Raw genomic sequence first — 19,999 nt, 5'->3', positions numbered from 1 at the left:
AGCGAAGAAGGCTCTCGTATCTACGCCAAACGGAAAATCGATGTCGAACCCGTTTTTGGCCGATTGAAGAGTGTTTTTGGCGTTCGCAGAATTCACGTTAGAGGTAACCAAGCCGTCCAAACGGAAGTCGGCTTCCTCTTCATGAGCATGAATCTCACGAAATTGGCCAAGAATCTCGACTCTAAAACATCACATACTCAAAAACCACACAGTGATTCTTTCATCTTGATTGTTTTCGAGACGGAAATCACTGTGTGGTTTTATTTTGAAGCTAGTTTTTGCCCAGCCTCGTCTTTTTTAATAAATGATTAAATATGATTGTTCAAAAAAATCATTTTCGCCTTGCTTTATAAAATTCAATGCAATTTATGTCATATTTTTTTAATAAGTTGGTACAAAAAGTACTCTTGCTCACTTGAGCTAAAAGCTATAATAATAGCATAATATTTCAAAGGAGCATAAGATTATGAAATACGAAAATCTTATCAATCAAATCGTTACAAATGTTGGTGGTGAATCTAACGTTGAAACTGTTGTTCATTGTGCGACACGTCTTCGTTTTGTACTGAAAGATGAAAGTAAATTTAATGCAGATGAATTGAAGAATTTGACAGGTGTTCTAACGGCTCTTCCTTCAGGTGGTCAATACCATGTGGTTATTGGAAATCATGTGTCAGATGTTTATAATGAGCTTGTATCAATGTATCCATCTACAGTTTCTAATGATCTTGCTCAAAAAGACCAGGAAGAAAAAGTATCTGACAAAAAGAAAAATCCACTAGGTGTCTTCATTGATACTATTGTTAGTATCATGCTACCTATGGTTAATATCATGGCGGCAACAGGGATTATCAAAGGGTTTGTTATTCTCTTTAATTCTCTAGGATGGTTAGCTTCTGATAGCGGTGCTTACAATATCTTATATGGGGTTTCAAATGTCTTCTTCTATTTCTTACCTCTATTTGTAGGCTATTCAGCAGCAAAACGCTTCAAATTGGATGAAACAATAGGGATTGCAGTGGGGGCTATCTTCTTCTATCCAACATTAGTTTCCCTCTTGTCTAATACTGAAAATGTAAAAACTCTTTTTACTGGAACTATGATTCAAAGTAATGTTGCAACAGATTTCTTTGGTATTCCAGTTATCTTTAATGATTATTCAACGACAATCATTCCAACTATCCTATCAGTATACTTTACAGCAAAAGTTTATCATGCTTTCAAAGGGAAATTACCTGTTCTTGTTGAAAGTTTCGGAACACCACTTTTGACTCTTCTTATTTCTTTGCCAATTTCTGTTATTGTTATTGGCCCAATCGCAAATGTCATCAGTTCATTCCTAGCTAATTCAGTAATGGCTCTTTACAATATCAACCCAACTATCATAAGCGCTTTACTTGGCGGATTCTGGATTCTCCTTGTTAGTATCGGTCTTCATAGTGCTATTGTTCCAATTGCTATTACAAACTTCTTTATTAATGGCTATGATGTTATCTTCCCAATGATTACAGCTCATGGTTTTGCTATTGCAGGTGCTATGTTCGCTATCGCACTTAAACAAAAATCTCAAGCTCAAAAATCATTGGCATGGTCAGCTGGATTCTCAGCTTGGGTACCAGGTGTTATCGAACCAGCTCTTTATGGATTTATTCTTGAAAACAAAAAACTGTTAGCAACTATGTGTCTTATCTCAGGTGTTGGTGGAGCTGCTTCTGGATTCTTTGGTGTGAAATTAGTGCAATTGGCCCCAGGTGGTATCTTTGCTGTCCCAGGATTTATTGAACAAGGTGGTTCAGGTTTACCTGTAGGCTTGGTTGTTACAGTAGCAACGATTGTCTTGAGTACGATTGCAGGCTTTGTGCTCACACTCATGATGTATAAAAACGAAAAATAGGTGAAAGTATGAAAGAAAATTTTTTGTGGGGAGTAGCCATGAGTGCTTCCCAAGCGGAAGGTGAAGCCTTAAAAGATGGTAAAGGCTTGGTTATGGATGATGTCGTAGCCAATGCCAATCATGAACGTTACCAAGCGACAGCAGATATTGACATTGCCTTGGGAAAAACTTACGATTACTACCCAAGTCACCGTGCTATTGATTTCTATAACCGTTACCCAGAAGATATCAAACGGTTTGCTGACCTCGGTGCTAAGGCCCTGAGAACATCAATTAACTGGGCGCGTATTTTCCCAAATGGAACAGAAGAAAAGCCAAATGAAGCAGGTTTAGCTTTCTATGACAGAGTTTTTGATGAGTGTCTCAAATATGGCATTGAACCTGTTATCACTCTCAATCACTTCAACACACCTTTTGAATTTTACTATTCTGGAGGCTGGAAAAATCGTGAATTGATTGGTCACTTTGCCCGTTATGCTGAAACGGTCTTCAAACGCTACAAAGACAAGGTTAAATATTGGATGACCATCAATGAAATCAATATGATTTTGAGCCTTCCTCTGGTTGGTGGTCTCATTAACCCGACCAAGGAAGAAAATGTAACTCAGGCTAAATATCAAGGTGCTCATTATCAATTGGTAGCTTCTGCTCTGGCTGTTAAAATTGGTAAAGAAATTAATCCAGATTTCCAAATTGGCTGCATGATGGGAGCTGGTATGACCTATCCTTACTCTTGCAATCCAGAAGATGTCTGGGAAGCTTACCAAGAAAACGAAAAAGAATATGCCCTCATTGATGTTCAAGTTAAAGGTGTTTACCCTTATTCATTGACTAATAAGCTAAAACGTGAAGGTATTGAGCTTGATATAACTGATGAAGATTTGACAATTCTTAAGGAAAATACGGTTGATTTTGTTGGACTCAGCTACTATTCATCGCGTTTAACTGCAGCAGATAAAGCAAGTTTGCAACGTGCAGGAGCTAATCTTAACAGCACACTAAAAAATCCTTACCTCAAATCAAATGATTTTGGCTGGCAGTCTGATCCACTTGGCTTCAGAATTACTTTGAACGAACTTTATTCTCGTTATCAATTGCCACTCTTTGTTGTGGAAAATGGCTATTCTGCACTTGAAAAAATGGAAGACAATAATCCAATCGAAGACGACTACCGTATCGATTACATTAGAGATCATCTTAAAGAGCTAAAAAATGCCATGGATGATGGTGTTGAGATTATTGGATACACACCGTGGTCAGGAATTGATATTATCAGTGCAAGTTCAGGTATGATTGAAAAACGTTACGGTCTCATCTATGTTGATCTTGACGATGAAGGTAATGGAAGTCTAGATCGTACTCCTAAAAAATCCTATCATTGGTATCAAAAAGTTATCTCTTCGAACGGAGCAGACCTATAAACTCATAAAGCAAGACAATTCGTTTTGCTTTTTTCTTTACTTATGGATAAAATACTTTTATGACTAAAACTAAAATTTGGGAAAATGTTTCCATCATACAATTAAAAGCAAAAGATGCTATTACAAATTTTACCGAAAATGCTAAGTTAGTTTATGTTCTCTCGGGAAAAATTGAAGTGGCTTTTGATGATTACACCATGACTTTTGGATTAGGTGAATTTTTTGTAGTACCTAATTTTACAACTGTCAAAATTTTGAATGCTGAAAGAAGTAGTCGATTCTATGCTATGGAATTCGCTTATTGGTCTGAAAATGAGGACAAGGGAAAGATAGACGTTTTTGAAGGTGATTCAAAGAGTAAAGGGGAAGCCAGTAATTCAACCCTATCACAATCTTTAGGTAGGATGTTACGCCTTTATTATTTGGAAAAAGAGTCAGCATCTTACTGGGAGGTAAATGCCCTTTACTTTCAGATTATCAGTAAGTTGGAACAGAAGTATCTGGTTAAACTAGAAGGAAATAAGTGGCAACTATCAGTTGAAAATATAGAAGCTTATCTTAATCAGAATATTTCTGAGGATTTGTCCCTTGAAGGTCTAGCTGAGGTCTTCTATGTCTCCAAACAATCCATGTCCCGTTTCATGAAGAAGCATTTCGACATATCTTTTAGCAAGTATCTCCAAGAGAAACGTTTTGAAAAACTTGAACTTTTATTAGCCACAAGTGATACTCCAATTAACAGCTTGGTTTATGAAGTGGGTTTTAAAAATCTCAATTCTTTTAACCGCTTATTTAGAAAGAAATATAACCTGTCTCCCAGAGAATGGCGCCAAGGACATAGTAAAGAAGTAGGCAATAGTACTGAAACAGAAGAAAAACTAAGCTTTGATGATTTCCAATCCTTTATGGAGGATTCAAAAAGTAATTTTAGTTTTAATGCTAACCAAAGTAAAAAGTCTCAGTCCCCCAAGTATATTTGGAATCTCTTAAATCTTGAGGCTTTAGGAGATTATCAGACTTATAGGAAAATCAAGTTTATACAATCCAAACTTACTTTGGATACGTTGCGCTTTCCACTTGATTTACAGAAGAAGGAAGAGGTATATTTTGATAGTTTCCTGGATTTTTTAGAGGACAGGCAGATTAAGCCTTATATGGTGATAGACTTGTCAGATTCTATTTCCAATAATCGCAGTTTAAATTATTTAAAAAGTCTATATCAACGTTATGGAGCTAAACAATTCAGTCAATATTACATTGAATTCCGCAGTCAGGTAATCAGTCAAGAAACTGTTAGTGAGTACAAGCGCCTTTGTTTTGCCCTAAAACAAATGAGCTCAGACCTTCAATGTGGTTTTGGCGACTTTAATATCTATGCTGATAAAGACAAAATGGAACAACTTATGGGGTATTCTGATTTAGAAGATAGTATTGATTTCATCGCAATTGAAGCATTGCCCATTGTCAAAGAACCTAGCCTATATTCATCAAGAGAGAATATCGTTCTAGGTTCAAATGTAAAAGCAATTTCACGTAAAATTGATGATTTTTTAGCTATTAGCAGAACCAGAGTTCCTTTTATTTTATCAGGTTATAATTTAACAGCTGACAATTTGGATGACATCAATGACTCAGCCTATAAGTCGGGGTATTGTTTGGCCTTTTTAGAACATAATGAAGATAAATTTGCAAAAATCGGTTATGCTAGTTTGCTAGATAATTGGAGTTTAGAACTGGCTAATTCTGCGGAATTTATTGGTTTATCTGGGCTCGTTACCAAATCTGGCTTGCCTAAGGTAGAATTATTTGCCTATGACTTTAAAAGTCGTCTACAGGATTACCTTATTGCCAAAGAGGATGGACTTATTTTGACCACTGATAGGGCAGGATCCTATACTATTTTGGCGCATAATCATCAAAAGTTAACGGATTACTATTCTAGCAGTAGGGATATTAATCTTCATGAAAGTCAAAACTATGTTTTTGAGACTCAAGGGCGACATTTACAAGTTGAACTTACTAATATTCCAAATGGAACCTATCAGGTAACCTTTACTATTTTAGGACCAAATGATGGTAATGCCCTTGACGAAGCTAGGAAATACACGGCTTTGAAACAATTTGATGTAAGAATGCTTGATTTTTTAAAGTCACGAATTCAACCAACTATTTACCAAAAACAGGTCCAAGTGCATGATTCTAAGTTACTTGAGAAGCTTATCCTCAAACCTTTAGAAGTTATCCTTGTTGAATTTAGGAGACTTTTGTAGTGAATAATAAAAAAGTATCAAATAAGTTGGTACTTTTTTATTTTGACTTTTTTATTTTTTTAAAAGTCTGTAAAAATGATGGAGTAGACAAGTTAAAAGTGACAAGTCATTTTCTTAGCTAAGGTCTATAATAATAAATGTAAACGATAACAAAACAAAAAACGGAGGTCATCTCATGACTAAACTTAAATTCGGTATCATCGGATGTGGTGGAATTGCTAACAGCAAACATTTCCCAGCTCTTGCTAAACTATCAGACAAACTTGAAATCGTCGCTTTCTGTGACGTTATTGAAGAACGTGCTGCTAAAGCAGCAGCAGAATACGGTGCAGAAGGAGCTCTTGTAACAACAGACTACCGAGACATCGCTAACCTCCCTGACATTGATGTTATCCATGTTTTGACACCAAACGTATCCCACTCAGAAATTACAGTTGCCTCACTTGAAGGTGGCAAACACGTTATGTGTGAAAAACCAATGGCTATCAACTATGAAGAAGCTAAAGCTATGCTAGATGCAGCAAAACGCACTGGTAAAAAATTGACTATCGGTTACCAAAACCGTTTCCGTGCAGATTCATTGGCAACCAAAGACGCTTGTGAAGCAGGTGAACTTGGTGATATCTACTTCGCTAAAGCACACGCAATTCGCCGTAAAGGTGTTCCAACTTGGGGTGTATTCCCAGATAAATCAAAACAGGGTGGCGGACCACTTATTGATATCGGTACACACGCTCTTGACTTGACACTTTGGTATATGGATAACTATGAACCAGCAATGGTTCTTGGTTCAACTTACCAAAAACTCAAAGATAACCCAATGGGTAACATGTTCGGACCATGGGATCCAGAAACATTTGAAACTGAAGATTCAGCCTTCGGTTTGATTAAAATGAAAAATGGTGCAACAATCTTCCTTGAAGCAGCATGGGCCCTTAACATGATTAACCCTAAAGAAGCACAAGTTACACTTTGTGGTGACAAAGGCGGAGCTGAAATGTTTGGTGCAGCTTTCATGGACCAAGGATATGTTGTCTTTAACAAGGCTGCCCATGGTCAATTGGAAGAAACAAAACCTTCTGAAGCTGGTGGTGTCTTTGGATTTGCAGGTGCAAGCCTTGAGCAACGTGATGCAGAAGCACAACAATGGATTGATGCTATCATCAACGATAAAGAACCAATGGTTAAACCAGAACAAGCTATCGTAGTTACTCGTATCCTTGAAGCTATCTACAAATCAGCTGAAACTGGTCAAGTTGTAGTCTTTGAAGACTAATAGATAACTAAAACATGTAACTAAGTATGATATTGGCATGAGGTAGAAAACATGACAGAAAAGAAATTACATTTTGGAATTATCGGATTTGGTTTTATGGGTCAAACTCATGCCAAAATGATTACTGATGATTTAGATTACGCAGAATTGATTGCAGTTTGTGACGCTAATAAATTGCAATTGGAAAATGCTGCTCAAGGTTACGATACCTATCTTAAAGCAGATGAATTGCTTAAAGATGACCGCATCGATACTGTGATTATTGCGGTTCCTAACCACCTCCACTTGGAAATGGTTAAGAAAGTTGTTGCAGCAGGTAAAGATGTTATCTGTGAAAAACCAGCTGCGATGAATGCTACTGAGTTTGAAGAAATGCAAAGAGTAACAGAAGAAGCAGGTGTTCGCTTCACTATCCACCATCAACGTCGTTGGGATAAGGATTACAACATTGCTAAAGAAGTTTACCAAAGTGGTACTTTAGGAAAAACCTACACTATCCAAAATAGCCTCTACGGTTTCAACGGTAATATGCATGACTGGCATGTTTACCCAGAATTCGGTGGCGGAATGCTCTACGACTGGGGGATTCATCTTCTTGACCAAATGCTTTACATGGTTGACAGCAAGCTAGTTGCAGTCTACGCCACTGTCAAAAATGTTATCAATACTGATGTTGATGATTACTTCAATATTCAATTGCAGTTTGAGAATGGTGTTACCGGTCAAGTTGAGCTTGGAACGTATTTCCTAAGTAATGAAGATGGCTGGTTCGAACGTCATTGGTTCCTTGGTGGTAATGAGGGAAGTGCTAAGATTGATGGTTTCCACCCACAGGGTGAAATCACTCGTACAACAGATTTTCTTCGCAATGTTCCAGGTCAAATCACAATGACAGCTGCTGGTCCAACACGTTCATTCGGTCCAGCACCAGAAGGTCGTATCGTGACAGAAGCTCTTCCAGAAGTGAATGTCAGTCACCGTGATTACTTCGATCGTTATTATGATTATGTCACAGGCAAAGGTGAATTAATTGTTAAACCTGAAGAAATTCATCGTTTGATGAAACTCATGGATGCTATACGTGTCTCTGCAGCAGAGCACCGCAGCGTATCTTTTGAATAAAATTGACGACAGAGTGGGAGCTCGCTTATGAGCGGGCTCCCTTTATATAGAAAGTATGAAAGGAATAGAATCGCAAAGCGCATATCCATGGAGGATGCAGGTAGCTGGTTCTAGGTAATTTACAATGAAATTAGGTCTTGTATCAGCCATTTTGGACAATGCCACATTTGAAGAATTGATTGATGTTGTTGCAGGAAATGGTCTTGACTGTGTTGAAGTGGCTTGCTGGCCACAAGGAAAAGCTGCTCGCCGTTATGCAGGTGTCTCTCACATCGATGTTGCTAATTTGACAGCGGAAAAAGCAGCAGAGCTCAACGCTTATGCAAATTCTAAAGGTGTTGAAATCTCATCTTTAGCTTACTATCCAAATCCACTTGATGAAGATTTGGAAAAACGTCAAGAAGTCATTGATCATCTTTATAAAGTTATTGATGGCTCAGCAATCTTGGGTGTCAACATGGTGACAACTTTCATCGGCCGTATGCCAAGTAAATCTGTTTCAGAAAACTTAGCTGAAGTTAAAAAAGTTTGGCCAGCCATTCTTGAATATGCGGCAGACAAGAGTGTTAAAATCGCCATTGAAAACTGTCCAATGCTCTTCACAGAAGATGAGTGGCCAGGCGGACAAAACCTTTTCACAACACCAGCTATCTGGCGTCAAGTCTTCGAAGTCCTTCCATACGATAACTTGGGAATTAACTATGACCCATCACACTTTGTATGGCAACATATTGACTATATTGCACCACTTTATGAATTCAAAGATAAAATCTTCCACGTTCATTACAAAGACATCAAAGTTTACCAAGACAAACTCAAAGATGTAGGAGTTATGGCAACACCGCTTCAATACATGAGTCCAAAACTTCCAGGACTTGGTGATGTCGATTGGGGTAAATACGTATCAGCCCTTACTGATATTGGCTTTGATGGCTATACTTGTATCGAAGTTGAAGATAAAGCTTTTGAAAAAACTGACCGTGATGTTAAAAACTCAATCACTCTCAGTGCCCGTTACCTTCGCAATTATGTGATTTAATAGAAAAAGAGGAAATAAGATGGCAATTAAAAATGCTGTGAGCTTGTATAGCTTGCAAGATGAATTCATGAATGGTCGTATGTCACTTGAAGACATCATGGCTTTCCTAGATGAAAATGAGGTTCCTGGATTTGAAATTCTTCCAGACCAAATGTTACATGGCACTCCAAACCCAACAGAAGAAACATTGGCTGAGTGGGATCGTATCATGGCAAAAACAAAATCTAAACCTGTTTGTGCCGATGTTTTCTTGAACACAAACCTTTATAACAACCGTGAATTGACACAAAAAGAATGTGTTGACCTCTTGATTGAAGAAATCAAATTGGCCAACCGTCTTGGTTTCAAATTGATTCGCTTGGTATCAATGGTCCCAGCCTTTGTTATTGAACCACTCTTGCCGTATGCTGAAAAATACGATGTAACTATCGCACTTGAAATTCACGCTGGTATGAGCTTTAATGAACCAGAAACAGCTGAGTTCATTAAAGAGATGAAACGTGTTAACTCACCATACTGTGGTTTGGTTGTGGATACTGGTATCTTCTGTGACCGCATTCCACGTGTCTTCTGTGAGTTTAACAAACAGGTTCTTGGTGTAAATCCTGACGTTATCGACTATTTCAATGCTTTCTTTGATAAAGGTCTTGATGGAACTCACGCTTTTGATGAAAACCACAATATGCAACCTGAATTGGCTGCTATGGCTGAGCCAAAAGACATGCCATTTATCATGTTGGCTGATGGTTATGAAAATACGCCATTGACAGTTTTAGATGATGTTATGCCTTATATCAAACATTTCCACTTCAAACTGTGGGAAATGACTGAGGAAGGCATCGAATACTCTATTGATTACAAGAAAATTCTCCAATACCTCCATGACAAAGGTTATGATGGCTATGTAGCAACTGAATATGAAGGCAATCGCTGGATTCTTCCTGGAAACCCAATGGTTGAAAAAGAACAAGTTGCTGCTCACCAAAAACTCTTGCGTGAAGCCATTGCAGAGATTGAAGGATAGGAGGAAGAAAACATGTTTGATAATAACGTCTTTAAAAAAGATTCATGCAAAAACACAGTAGTTGATGGTAAAGTAGTTGGATTTGAGCTTGAAACCTACATCACTTATTACCGTGCCATTCCATTGTCAATGGTAAATGAAATTGCTGTTAAAGTTGATGGCGTTGAAGTTCCACGCGAAGCCATCACTTGTAGTGCAGAAGGTAAAGATTGGTTTACCTTGGATGAAATGACAACCGTGACAACATACAAATGGGAATATGATGTTCCATTGAAAATTCGTGTTGCTCAAGAAGGTGGTTTGTCAAAAGGCGAACACGATGTTGAATTGACAGTTGAAACACGTACGGCCTATATTCCAATCCCAATCCACGGGGTAAACTCACGTAAAGTTACTATTGCTTAGTTCGTTGTTAAAAAGAAATCCTGCAATCAATCTCCTTGCAGGATTTTCTAGTAAAGTCTAAAGTTGTGAAAGGAAAAATGATGACTCAAAAAATTATTGGTATCGACCTTGGTGGGACTAGTGTTAAACTAGCAATTATTTCTCAAGAGGGAGACATTCTTGAAAAATGGTCTATTCCAACAAATATTCTAGATAATGGTCAACATGTCGTACCTGATATTATCGCTTCAATTCAAGAAAAATTGGACTTGTTCCAACTAACTCCTGCAGATTTTGTTGGTATTGGTATGGGGTCCCCTGGTAAAGTGGATGGCACAGCTGCTACCGTTATTGGAGCCTACAATCTTGGTTGGTCTGAGCTTCAAGAGATTGGTAAATCTTTTAAAGAAGCTTTTGCTCTGCCATTTTTCATCGGAAATGACGCCAATGTGGCAGCTCTTGGTGAACAATGGAAAGGTGCTGGTCAAGGCAATTCTGATGTGGTTGTGTTCACCTTGGGGACTGGTGTCGGCGGTGGTATCGTGGCTAATGGACAGCTAGTTACTGGTCAAGACGGTGCAGCTGGTGAAATCGGTCATCTGACGGTAGATACCGAATATGGATTTGCCTGTACTTGTGGCAAGAAAGGCTGTTTGGAAGCTGTAGCTTCAGCAACTGGTATCGTGAATTTGGCCCATAAGTTTTCAACTGACTATGAAGGTGACTCAGCCATCAAGGAAGCTATTGATAATGGCGATGAAGTGACCTCTAAAGATATTTTTGATGCTGCCAAAGAGGGTGATGTTTATGCAAACTTGATTGTTGATAAGTTTGTTCACTACCTTGGCCTAGCAGTTTCTCATATTGCCAATACCCTTAGTCCAAGCCATATCGTTATTGGTGGCGGGGTCTCAGCAGCTGGTGAATTTTTACGCGCAAAAATAGCAGAGCAGGCTTATGATTATACCTTCCCACAAATCCGCCAAACCTGTCAAATTGTTTTGGCAGAGTTAGGTAATGATGCTGGTGTTATTGGGGCAGCTCAATTGGTAAAATTAAGTTTGGGATAAAAGATAATGAACTATCGTGTTCAAAACATGATAGTTTTTTCTTGGTAATTGAGCCTAAAAATATCCTTTAATTAAATAGGAAGAAAGTTGATAAAATCAAGGTTTTCTAGGAAAAAAATAGTAAAAAACTTTGTTTTGAATCGTCTAAAAGCTCAGAATTTTGGTAAAATAGAAGTATTATGTGAGAGGAGGTGGCACGGTGGCAAATTCCATTTTACAAACGATGCAGGATATCGAAAATGAAGCTAAAGCAGTTTTAGCGGATTATGATAGCCAAATTCAAGGATTACGCTCACAATCAGCGAATCAATTGGATAGCATTAAAACGGATTGTGACCAGAAAACTCAAGCTGAGGTAGCAGCACTTGAAGAAGACTTAACGAAAGAAACAGCTCTTTTGAAAGAAAAACTAGCTGATACCATTGCTAAAAATGACAGCAACGTCAGATCAGTCTTGACTGATAAAAAAGACGATCTGGTTCAGCAAATTGTGGACAGGGTGGTAGAAAAATATGGCAATTAGTCAAATGAAGAAGATTTCTATCGTCTTCTCAAAAGAAAATCTTGACCCTGTTTTGTTGGCCTTGCAAGAATCAGAAACTGTTGAGGTTCGTGAGATTGCTCAGATGACTAACTGGCAAGAAGCCTTTGAAGAAGAAAAGGTTGACTTACCGCTTATTCATCAAATTGATGCCAAAACTCAGGAAGTCTTAGCAGGTGAAGAAGCTCTGTCTTACCTATCGCGTAGACAGCAGACTTTGGAAAATACCATCGAAAAATTGCGTCACTTCATTCCTAAAGAGGGAATGATTCAAGCGCTTAAAAAAGAGGATTATGTCCTTTCTTTCGAAGAACTTGAGCAATTTGGCCAAGATAATTCGGCTGAAGACTTGATTGATCAAGTCACCAAAAAAATCAGTCGTGTTTATTCTTTGGAACGTAAAATAGGTAAAAATGAGTCTGAAATTGCTAGCTTGACTAAATGGAAGAATCTTGAAGTCACACCAAAAGAGTTACGACAATTTGATTTTATCAGAGCAGTTATTGGTACAATACCTAAGACTGAAGATGATAATCTCTACCGTCTCTTTAAAGCTAATGAAGCTATTGAGGTTCAAGAAATCTTCAATTCTGAAATTGAATATGGTGTCCTTACCTTCTTTGATGCCAAGGCAGATATAAACCTGCATGATTACGGTTTTAAAGCCTTTGACTATGACAAAGATATCTTACCAGCGCAAGCTATTTCTCAAATGCAAGCCAAAAATCAAGATTGGTCAAAAGAAAAAGATAGCTTAATTGAAGAACTAAAAGGTTCGCAACAAGCTCTGCAAGACTTAGAAGTGCAAACGGATTATGTTCTAGGACTCTACAACCGTCAAGAGGTTAAGAAACACTTAGCCAGCACCAAGCATTTGGTTGCCCTTGAAGGTTGGGTTCAAGAAAATGAGGTTGCTCTCCTTAGAAACGAAATTACATCTCAATTTGGAGATAGCGTCTATGTCCAAGAACTTGATGTGGCTAAGGAAGATTGGGATCAGGTTCCGATTAAACTTAAGAACCACCCTCTCGTTGAACCTTTTGAATTAGTTACAGAGATGTATTCTCTGCCTAAATACAATGAAAAAGACCCAACACCATTTTTAGCACCATTCTACTTTGTCTTCTTTGGTATGATGGTTGCCGACCTTGGTTATGGTCTCTTGATGTTTGTTGGGACGCTTTTAGCTCTTAAATCCTTTAATTTAAACAAGGGAATGGCACGTTTCATGAGGTTCTTTAATCTCTTGGGAATTGCGGTTAGCCTATGGGGCTTGGTTTATGGTTCCTTCTTTGGAGCGGATCTTCCCTTCCACCTATTGAGTACGACAAATGATGTCATGACCATTCTCATGCTTTCAGTAGTCTTCGGTTTCATCACTGTACTCTTTGGTATGATTCTTGGCGGTCTGCAGAATCTCCGTATGAAGGACTATGCAGAAGCCTATAATTCAGGTTTTGCCTGGGTTGGTATCCTTGGGGGAATCGCAATGCTGGCAGTTGGAACACTTTTGCCAAGCTTATCCTTCCTAGTAAGTCTTGGAGCAATCCTTGCCATCATCAATGCCATTGGTATTTTGGTGGTATCAGTTATCCAAAGTAAGGGTCTTGGAGGACTTGGATCAGGTCTCTTCAATCTATACAATATTAGCTCATATGCAGGTGACCTTGTCAGCTTCACACGTTTGATGGCCCTTGGTTTATCAGGAGCAAGTATTGGACAAGCCTTTAACTTGATTGTTGGTATCTTCCCAACAGGTGCGAGATTCACTATCGGTATCGTGGTATTTGTGGTATTACATGCCATTAATATTTTCCTATCTCTGCTTTCAGGTTATGTGCATGGCGCACGTCTCATGTTCGTAGAGTTCTTCGGTAAATTTTACACAGGTGGCGGACGTGCTTTCGCTCCCCTAAAATCTGCTGAAAAGTATATTAAAATTAAAAAATAAGTTCAATTGGAGGACAATTAAAATGGAACAATTAGCAAACTATTTCTCACAATACGGTGGCGCATTCTTCGCTTCACTTGGTATCGTTTTGGCAGTTGGTTTTGCAGGTATGGGTTCTGCACTTGGTGTTGGTAAAGCTGGACAAGCTGCCGCTGCACTTTTGAAAGAACAACCTGAAAAATTTGCACAAGCTCTTATCCTTCAACTTTTGCCAGGTACACAAGGTCTTTACGGATTCGTTATCGGTATTTTGATTTGGTTGCAATTAACACCAGAAATGCCAGTAGCAACAGGACTTGCTTACTTCTTCGTAGCACTTCCAATCGCAATCGTTGGTTACTTCTCAGCTAAACACCAAGGTAATGTTGCCGTTGTCGGTATGCAAATCTTGGCTAAACGCCCAGAAGAATTCATGAAGGGTGCCATCCTTGCTGCCATGGTAGAAACTTATGCCATCCTCGCATTCGTTGTATCATTCTTGTTGACACTTCGTGTAGGATAATCTCCGAAAAGTTATAAAATAACAGAGAGATTAACCAAGGTTACATCTCAAATCTATGGAGGAGGTATTCTATGAGTGATGTTAATCGCTTAAAAACATCTATTATTGAACAATCTCACCAAGAAGGACAGGCAAAGTTAGCGGAAGCTAAAGCTCAAGTGGAAAAAGATTTTGAAGCGCGCAAAGCTCATCTTTTATTTGAAAAAGATGCAGAGCGCCAAAGTCAAATCAAGGCTGTTAATCAGCGTTTTCAAATTGAAGCTCAGCAAATTCGCAACCAAGAGCGCCAGTCAACCTTGGTGTCAAAACAAAAAATATTAAAAGAGCTGTTTGCAGCAGCCTTGGACAAGATGACGGCATGGAGCGCAGCTGATGAGCTTGCCTTCCTTCAAAAAATCTTGCCTAAGTATGCTGGACAAGCAGTCAGCGTTCAGTTTGGTGACATCACAGCAAATAAGTTTTCATCGTCTGATCTTGAACAAGTCAAACAAGCTTTCCCAAATGTGACCTTTGAAGCGTCAGCTATTGCCAGAGAGGCTGGTTTTGTTGTGTCAGATGGTAAGGTTGATGATACTTACTTATTTGCTAACTTGATTGATTCTATCTACAAAGAAGAAAGTTCACGTATCGCTGCTGACATTTTTAAAGAGAATTAAGAGGAGGAATCTCAATGGATACCAATCTTTTCTCACAAATTAATACAACAATTAGTGTCAAAGAAGCGAGTGTTGTTACAGTAGACCAATTTCAAAAACTCTTGCAGGCAGGAGACAAGGAAAATCTTTCTCTCCTCTTGCAGGCCACACCTTATCACCTATCAGCTGAGGATTTAGATGATCTTAACATCATTGATGATATCCTTATGAAAGAGTTGGCAAGTGAATACCAGTGGGCTTTTGAAGAAGCACCAGACAAGACTATTGTGACCATGTTTTCATTGCGTTACGTTTATCATAATATCAAGGCTTTGTTAAAAGCTCGCGCTTCTAAGCAAGATTTGTCTCACCTGCTTATTCCAATTGGTGAGCAATCTTTGGGAGCTCTTGAGCATTTGGTTTCAGCCCTTAGTTCAGAATTCTTCCCAGAATTCATGGTCCAAGAGCTCCAATCCATCTGGTCTGAATATGAAGGCTACCACGATGTCCGTGTTTTAGAAATTGGTGCCGATTTAGCTTATTTCAAACACTTGAAAAAAATAGCTACAGATTTTGACAATCCAGTCTTTAATCAAGCTATTATGCTAATGATTGACTTCTATAACGTCATCACAGTAAAACGTGCCTTTGCACAAGACAAACCAAAGAGTTTCATGTTGCAACTCTTGTCTGATGAAGGTAGCATGACTGCCAATGAATTCATTGCACTTGAAGAAGAAGGTGGTTTGATTAGCTGGTTTAATCAGATTAATCCAGACCATTTCACCCTTGCCCTAGCTGATTTTGAAGAAAAAATGAGTCAGGGAAGAGCGGGTGCAGTTGATTTGGAATATCTCTATGACCTCATGCAGTTCCACTTATTGGAAGAGGCAAGATATCAAACAGACGGACCACTAGTCCTAGCTCGATATTTATTAGGTCGTGAGTTCGAAGTTAAAAACATGCGTTTGCTTTTGTCGGCTTTCTGTAATGAATTGCCATTGGATGCTGTAAAAGAAAGGATGAGACCGATTTATGGACAATAAAAAATACAAAATTGGTGTTATTGGCAATCGTGATGCCATTCTTCCTTTCCGAATGATTGGTTTTCAAACCTTTCCGGTCAATCATGCTCAAGATGCTATTAATACGCTGCGTAAGCTAGCTAGAGATCATTATGGCATCGTTTATTTGACAGAAGATATTGCAGCAGAAATTCCAGACACTATCGCCTACTATGACAGTCAAGTAACACCTGCAGTTATTCTTATCCCAACCCATAAAGGGGCAACTGGGCTAGGACTTCAGCGTGTTCAGGATAATGTGGAGAAGGCTGTCGGACAGAACATCCTCTAACTCACCACCTATGGTTGGCGCTAAAGCATCTAACCATAGGACGGCAAACCCGATAGGGTTTTGCCTAGGTGCCTTACTAGCTCGAAACCAAAAAGGTATCGTTTTTGGTTTCTCACGTCGTAGAAGGTTACAATTTATACGAGGGTGTAGTCGTCGCCTACTAGTATTTAGGAATTGAACCATTAGACACTAGGTCAAAACGTTATGGATTTGTCCGAGCGCCTTACTAGCTCTAAATCAAAAAATAATGTTTTTTGATTTCTTATCGTTCTAGTCTGTCATTATTCAGGAATTGATACATTAGAAACTTTGTTTAAGGAGGAAAATCTTGAGCCAAGGAAAAATTATTAAAGTTTCAGGGCCACTTGTTGTGGCATCTGGTATGCAAGAAGCCAACATTCAAGATATTTGTCGTGTTGGTGACTTGGGCTTGATCGGTGAAATTATTGAAATGCGCCGTGACCAAGCATCTATTCAAGTATATGAAGAAACATCAGGAATCAGCCCAGGGGAACCTGTAGTTACTACAGGTAGCCCATTGTCAGTTGAATTGGGCCCTGGTTTGATTTCAGAAATGTTTGATGGGATTCAACGCCCACTCGATCGCTTTAAAAAAGCAACAGACAGTGATTTCTTGATTCGTGGTGTCGAGCTTCCAAGTCTTGACCGCGAAGCTAAATGGACATTCACACCAAGTCTTGAAGTAGGAGCAGAAGTTTCTACTGGTGATATTCTTGGTACTGTTCAAGAAACACTTGTTATCGAGCACCGCATCATGGTACCAAACCGTGTTGCTGGTAAACTGATTTCAATTTCAGCAGGTGACTTCACTGTTGAAGATACTGTTTATGAAATTGAACAAGCTGATGGTTCTGTCTACAAAGGGACCCTCATGCAAAAATGGCCAGTACGTCGTGGCCGTCCAGTTGCGCAGCGTCTTATTCCAGAACAACCACTGATTACAGGACAACGTGTTATTGATACTTTCTTCCCTGTAACTAAAGGTGGAGCTGCAGCTGTTCCTGGACCATTCGGTGCTGGTAAAACAGTCGTTCAACACCAAATCGCTAAATTTGCTAACGTAGACATCGTTATCTATGTTGGTTGTGGGGAACGTGGTAATGAAATGACTGACGTATTGAACGAATTCCCAGAATTGATTGACCCAAATACTGGTCAATCTATCATGGAGCGTACAGTTTTGATTGCCAATACATCAAACATGCCCGTTGCTGCCCGTGAAGCGTCAATCTATACAGGTATCACAATCGCAGAATACTTCCGCGATATGGGTTACTCTGTTGCCATCATGGCTGACTCAACATCTCGTTGGGCCGAAGCCCTTCGTGAAATGTCAGGTCGTTTGGAAGAAATGCCTGGTGATGAAGGTTATCCAGCTTACCTTGGTAGCCGTATCGCTGAGTACTACGAACGTGCAGGACGTGCCCGCGTGCTTGGTAGCGACGGTCGTGAAGGAACAATTACTGCTATCGGTGCCGTATCACCTCCAGGAGGAGATATTTCAGAGCCTGTAACGCAAAATACACTTCGTATCGTTAAAGTCTTCTGGGGACTTGATGCACCGCTTGCACAACGTCGACACTTCCCAGCTATCAACTGGTTATCATCATACTCACTTTATAAAGATGAGATTGGGGCTTATATCGATAAAACCCAAAATACAACTTGGGCAAGCAAGGTAACACGTGCTATGAACATTTTGCAACGTGAATCAAGCTTGGAAGAAATCGTTCGTTTGGTTGGTATTGATTCCTTGTCAGACCAAGACCGTTTGACTATGGAAATTGCCAAACAAATCCGTGAAGACTATCTTCAACAAAATGCCTTTGACTCTGTTGATACCTTCACATCATTTGACAAACAAGAAGCTATGCTTAATAATATCCTCAACTTTGCGGATGAAGCAGAAAAAGCTTTGGATTTAGGTGCATACTTCACTGAGATTATTGACGGAACTGTCGAAGTCCGTGACCGTATGGCACGTAGTAAATACATTTCAGAAGAAAATCTTGATCAAATCAAGGCACTTTCTACTGAAGCACAAGAAGCCATTCATCAAGTACTAGCGAAGGGAGGAATGTAGCATGAGTGTTCTTAAAGAATATCGAACAGTTAGCGAAGTTGTCGGCCCTTTGATGATTGTAGACCAAGTAGAAGGTGTACAATACAACGAGTTGGTTGAAATCAAACTCCATGATGGTGAACTTCGTCAAGGACAAGTCTTGGAAGTCCATGAAGACAAGGCTATGGTTCAGTTGTTTGAAGGTTCAAGTGGTATCAACCTTGAAAAAGCAAAAGTACGCTTTACAGGTCACCCTCTTGAATTGGCCGTGTCTGAAGATATGGTTGGTCGTATCTTCAACGGTATGGGTAAACCAATCGATGGTGGACCAGACTTGATTCCAGAAAAATATATGGATATTGATGGACAAGCCATCAACCCAGTGGCGCGTGACTATCCCGATGAATTTATCCAAACAGGGATTTCAGCCATCGACCACCTTAACACGCTTGTTCGTGGTCAAAAACTCCCTGTATTCTCAGGTTCAGGTCTGCCTCACAATGAATTGGCAGCTCAGATTGCCCGTCAAGCAGCGGTATTGAATTCCGATGAAAACTTTGCCGTAGTCTTTGCGGCTATGGGTATTACCTTTGAAGAAGCGGAATTCTTCATGAATGACCTTCGTCAAACAGGTGCCATCGACCGTTCTGTACTCTTTGTCAACTTAGCAAATGACCCAGCTATCGAGCGTATTGCGACTCCTCGTATCGCCTTGACAACTGCGGAATACCTTGCCTATGAAAAAGACATGCACGTATTGGTTATCATGACTGACATGACTAACTACTGTGAGGCCCTTCGTGAGGTTTCTGCAGCTCGTCGTGAAGTACCAGGTCGTCGTGGTTACCCAGGTTACCTTTACACTAACTTGTCAACGCTTTATGAGCGTGCAGGACGTTTGGTTGGTAAGAAAGGTTCTGTGACACAGATTCCAATCCTTACCATGCCTGAGGATGACATCACTCACCCAATCCCTGACTTGACTGGTTATATCACTGAAGGACAAATCATCCTATCACATGAATTGTACAATTCAGGTTACCGTCCACCAATCAATGTTTTGCCATCACTTTCTCGTCTTAAAGACAAGGGTTCAGGTGAAGGTAAGACACGTGGTGACCATGCGGCTACTATGAACCAGCTCTTTGCTGCCTATGCCCAAGGGAAACAAGCAGCAGAACTCGCTGTCGTACTGGGTGAATCAGCCCTTTCTGAAACCGATAAATTGTACGTTCAATTTACCAAACGTTTCGAAGAAGAGTACATCAACCAAGGCTTTACGACAAACCGAAGCATCGAGGATACCCTCAATCTTGGTTGGGAATTGCTGTCAATTCTTCCTCGTACCGAACTCAAACGTATCAAAGACGATATGTTGGATCAGTATTTGCCACAGACAAAAGCTGATTCTGACAAATAATCGTGAAAGGG

Annotated in this window: 18 protein-coding genes; all 18 read left to right on the top strand. The window is 39.5% G+C overall.

The features are described 5' to 3' along the window. On the top strand, nucleotides 1-312 hold a 312-nt coding region (locus F601_RS0107110), incomplete at its 5' end, for a transposase (RefSeq protein ID WP_026183147.1). A 154-nt stretch (nucleotides 313-466) separates the two neighbouring features. Next, a complete protein-coding gene (locus tag F601_RS0107105) occupies nucleotides 467-1,894 on the top strand; it encodes a PTS transporter subunit EIIC (RefSeq protein ID WP_018164981.1) in 1,428 nt (475 codons plus the stop codon). Between the two features lie 8 nt (nucleotides 1,895-1,902). Then, nucleotides 1,903-3,315, top strand: a complete 1,413-nt coding sequence (locus F601_RS0107100; protein ID WP_018164980.1) for a glycoside hydrolase family 1 protein — start codon at nucleotides 1,903-1,905, stop codon at nucleotides 3,313-3,315. Nucleotides 3,316-3,374: 59 nt separating this feature from the next. Continuing rightward, entirely contained in the window at nucleotides 3,375-5,585 is a 2,211-nt protein-coding gene (locus tag F601_RS0107095) for an AraC family transcriptional regulator (protein WP_018164979.1), read from the top strand. A 175-nt stretch (nucleotides 5,586-5,760) separates the two neighbouring features. Then, nucleotides 5,761-6,861 (top strand): Gfo/Idh/MocA family protein, encoded by a 1,101-nt coding sequence (locus F601_RS0107085; RefSeq protein WP_018164977.1) that lies wholly within the window; start codon nucleotides 5,761-5,763, stop codon nucleotides 6,859-6,861. A gap of 51 nt (nucleotides 6,862-6,912) precedes the next feature. Next, nucleotides 6,913-7,983: a Gfo/Idh/MocA family protein gene (locus tag F601_RS0107080; protein WP_018164976.1), complete on the top strand. Its 1,071-nt coding sequence runs from the start codon at nucleotides 6,913-6,915 to the stop codon at nucleotides 7,981-7,983. 124 nt (nucleotides 7,984-8,107) lie between these two features. After that, nucleotides 8,108-9,022, top strand: a complete 915-nt coding sequence (locus tag F601_RS0107075) for a sugar phosphate isomerase/epimerase family protein (protein ID WP_018164975.1) — start codon at nucleotides 8,108-8,110, stop codon at nucleotides 9,020-9,022. Between the two features lie 19 nt (nucleotides 9,023-9,041). Next, entirely contained in the window at nucleotides 9,042-10,046 is a 1,005-nt protein-coding gene (locus F601_RS0107070) for a sugar phosphate isomerase/epimerase family protein (RefSeq protein WP_018164974.1), read from the top strand. A 12-nt stretch (nucleotides 10,047-10,058) separates the two neighbouring features. After that, on the top strand, nucleotides 10,059-10,451 hold the full coding sequence (locus F601_RS0107065; RefSeq protein WP_018164973.1) for a C-glycoside deglycosidase beta subunit domain-containing protein: 393 nt from the start codon (nucleotides 10,059-10,061) through the stop codon (nucleotides 10,449-10,451). Between the two features lie 80 nt (nucleotides 10,452-10,531). Continuing rightward, nucleotides 10,532-11,500 carry an ROK family glucokinase gene (locus F601_RS0107060; protein WP_018164972.1) on the top strand — a complete coding sequence of 323 codons (969 nt, stop codon included), beginning with the start codon at nucleotides 10,532-10,534 and terminating at the stop codon, nucleotides 11,498-11,500. A 199-nt stretch (nucleotides 11,501-11,699) separates the two neighbouring features. Continuing rightward, nucleotides 11,700-12,023 (top strand): ATP synthase subunit B family protein, encoded by a 324-nt coding sequence (locus tag F601_RS0107055; RefSeq protein WP_018164971.1) that lies wholly within the window; start codon nucleotides 11,700-11,702, stop codon nucleotides 12,021-12,023. Next, on the top strand, nucleotides 12,013-13,992 hold the full coding sequence (locus tag F601_RS0107050) for a V-type ATP synthase subunit I (RefSeq protein WP_018164970.1): 1,980 nt from the start codon (nucleotides 12,013-12,015) through the stop codon (nucleotides 13,990-13,992). Before F601_RS0107055 ends, F601_RS0107050 begins: the two co-directional genes overlap by 11 nt. A gap of 22 nt (nucleotides 13,993-14,014) precedes the next feature. Beyond that, nucleotides 14,015-14,494: a V-type ATP synthase subunit K gene (locus F601_RS0107045; RefSeq protein WP_018164969.1), complete on the top strand. Its 480-nt coding sequence runs from the start codon at nucleotides 14,015-14,017 to the stop codon at nucleotides 14,492-14,494. Between the two features lie 71 nt (nucleotides 14,495-14,565). After that, nucleotides 14,566-15,150, top strand: coding sequence for a V-type ATP synthase subunit E family protein (locus F601_RS0107040; protein WP_018164968.1), 585 nt, complete (start codon nucleotides 14,566-14,568; stop codon nucleotides 15,148-15,150). A gap of 14 nt (nucleotides 15,151-15,164) precedes the next feature. Continuing rightward, nucleotides 15,165-16,175 carry a V-type ATPase subunit gene (locus F601_RS0107035; RefSeq protein WP_018164967.1) on the top strand — a complete coding sequence of 337 codons (1,011 nt, stop codon included), beginning with the start codon at nucleotides 15,165-15,167 and terminating at the stop codon, nucleotides 16,173-16,175. Next, the gene (locus tag F601_RS0107030; RefSeq protein WP_018164966.1) at nucleotides 16,165-16,485 is read left to right on the top strand and encodes a V-type ATP synthase subunit F; all 321 of its coding nucleotides are present in this window, start codon (nucleotides 16,165-16,167) and stop codon (nucleotides 16,483-16,485) included. The genes F601_RS0107035 and F601_RS0107030 overlap by 11 nt, the downstream gene beginning before the upstream one ends. A gap of 328 nt (nucleotides 16,486-16,813) precedes the next feature. After that, on the top strand, nucleotides 16,814-18,589 hold the full coding sequence (locus F601_RS0107025; protein ID WP_018164965.1) for a V-type ATP synthase subunit A: 1,776 nt from the start codon (nucleotides 16,814-16,816) through the stop codon (nucleotides 18,587-18,589). 1 nt (nucleotide 18,590) lies between these two features. Next, nucleotides 18,591-19,988: a V-type ATP synthase subunit B gene (locus F601_RS0107020; protein WP_018164964.1), complete on the top strand. Its 1,398-nt coding sequence runs from the start codon at nucleotides 18,591-18,593 to the stop codon at nucleotides 19,986-19,988. Nucleotides 19,989-19,999: the final 11 nt, after the last annotated feature.

It is taken from the genome of Streptococcus henryi DSM 19005, assembly GCF_000376985.1.
Classification (GTDB): domain Bacteria; phylum Bacillota; class Bacilli; order Lactobacillales; family Streptococcaceae; genus Streptococcus; species Streptococcus henryi.
This window is presented reverse-complemented; position numbering and strand designations above follow the sequence as displayed.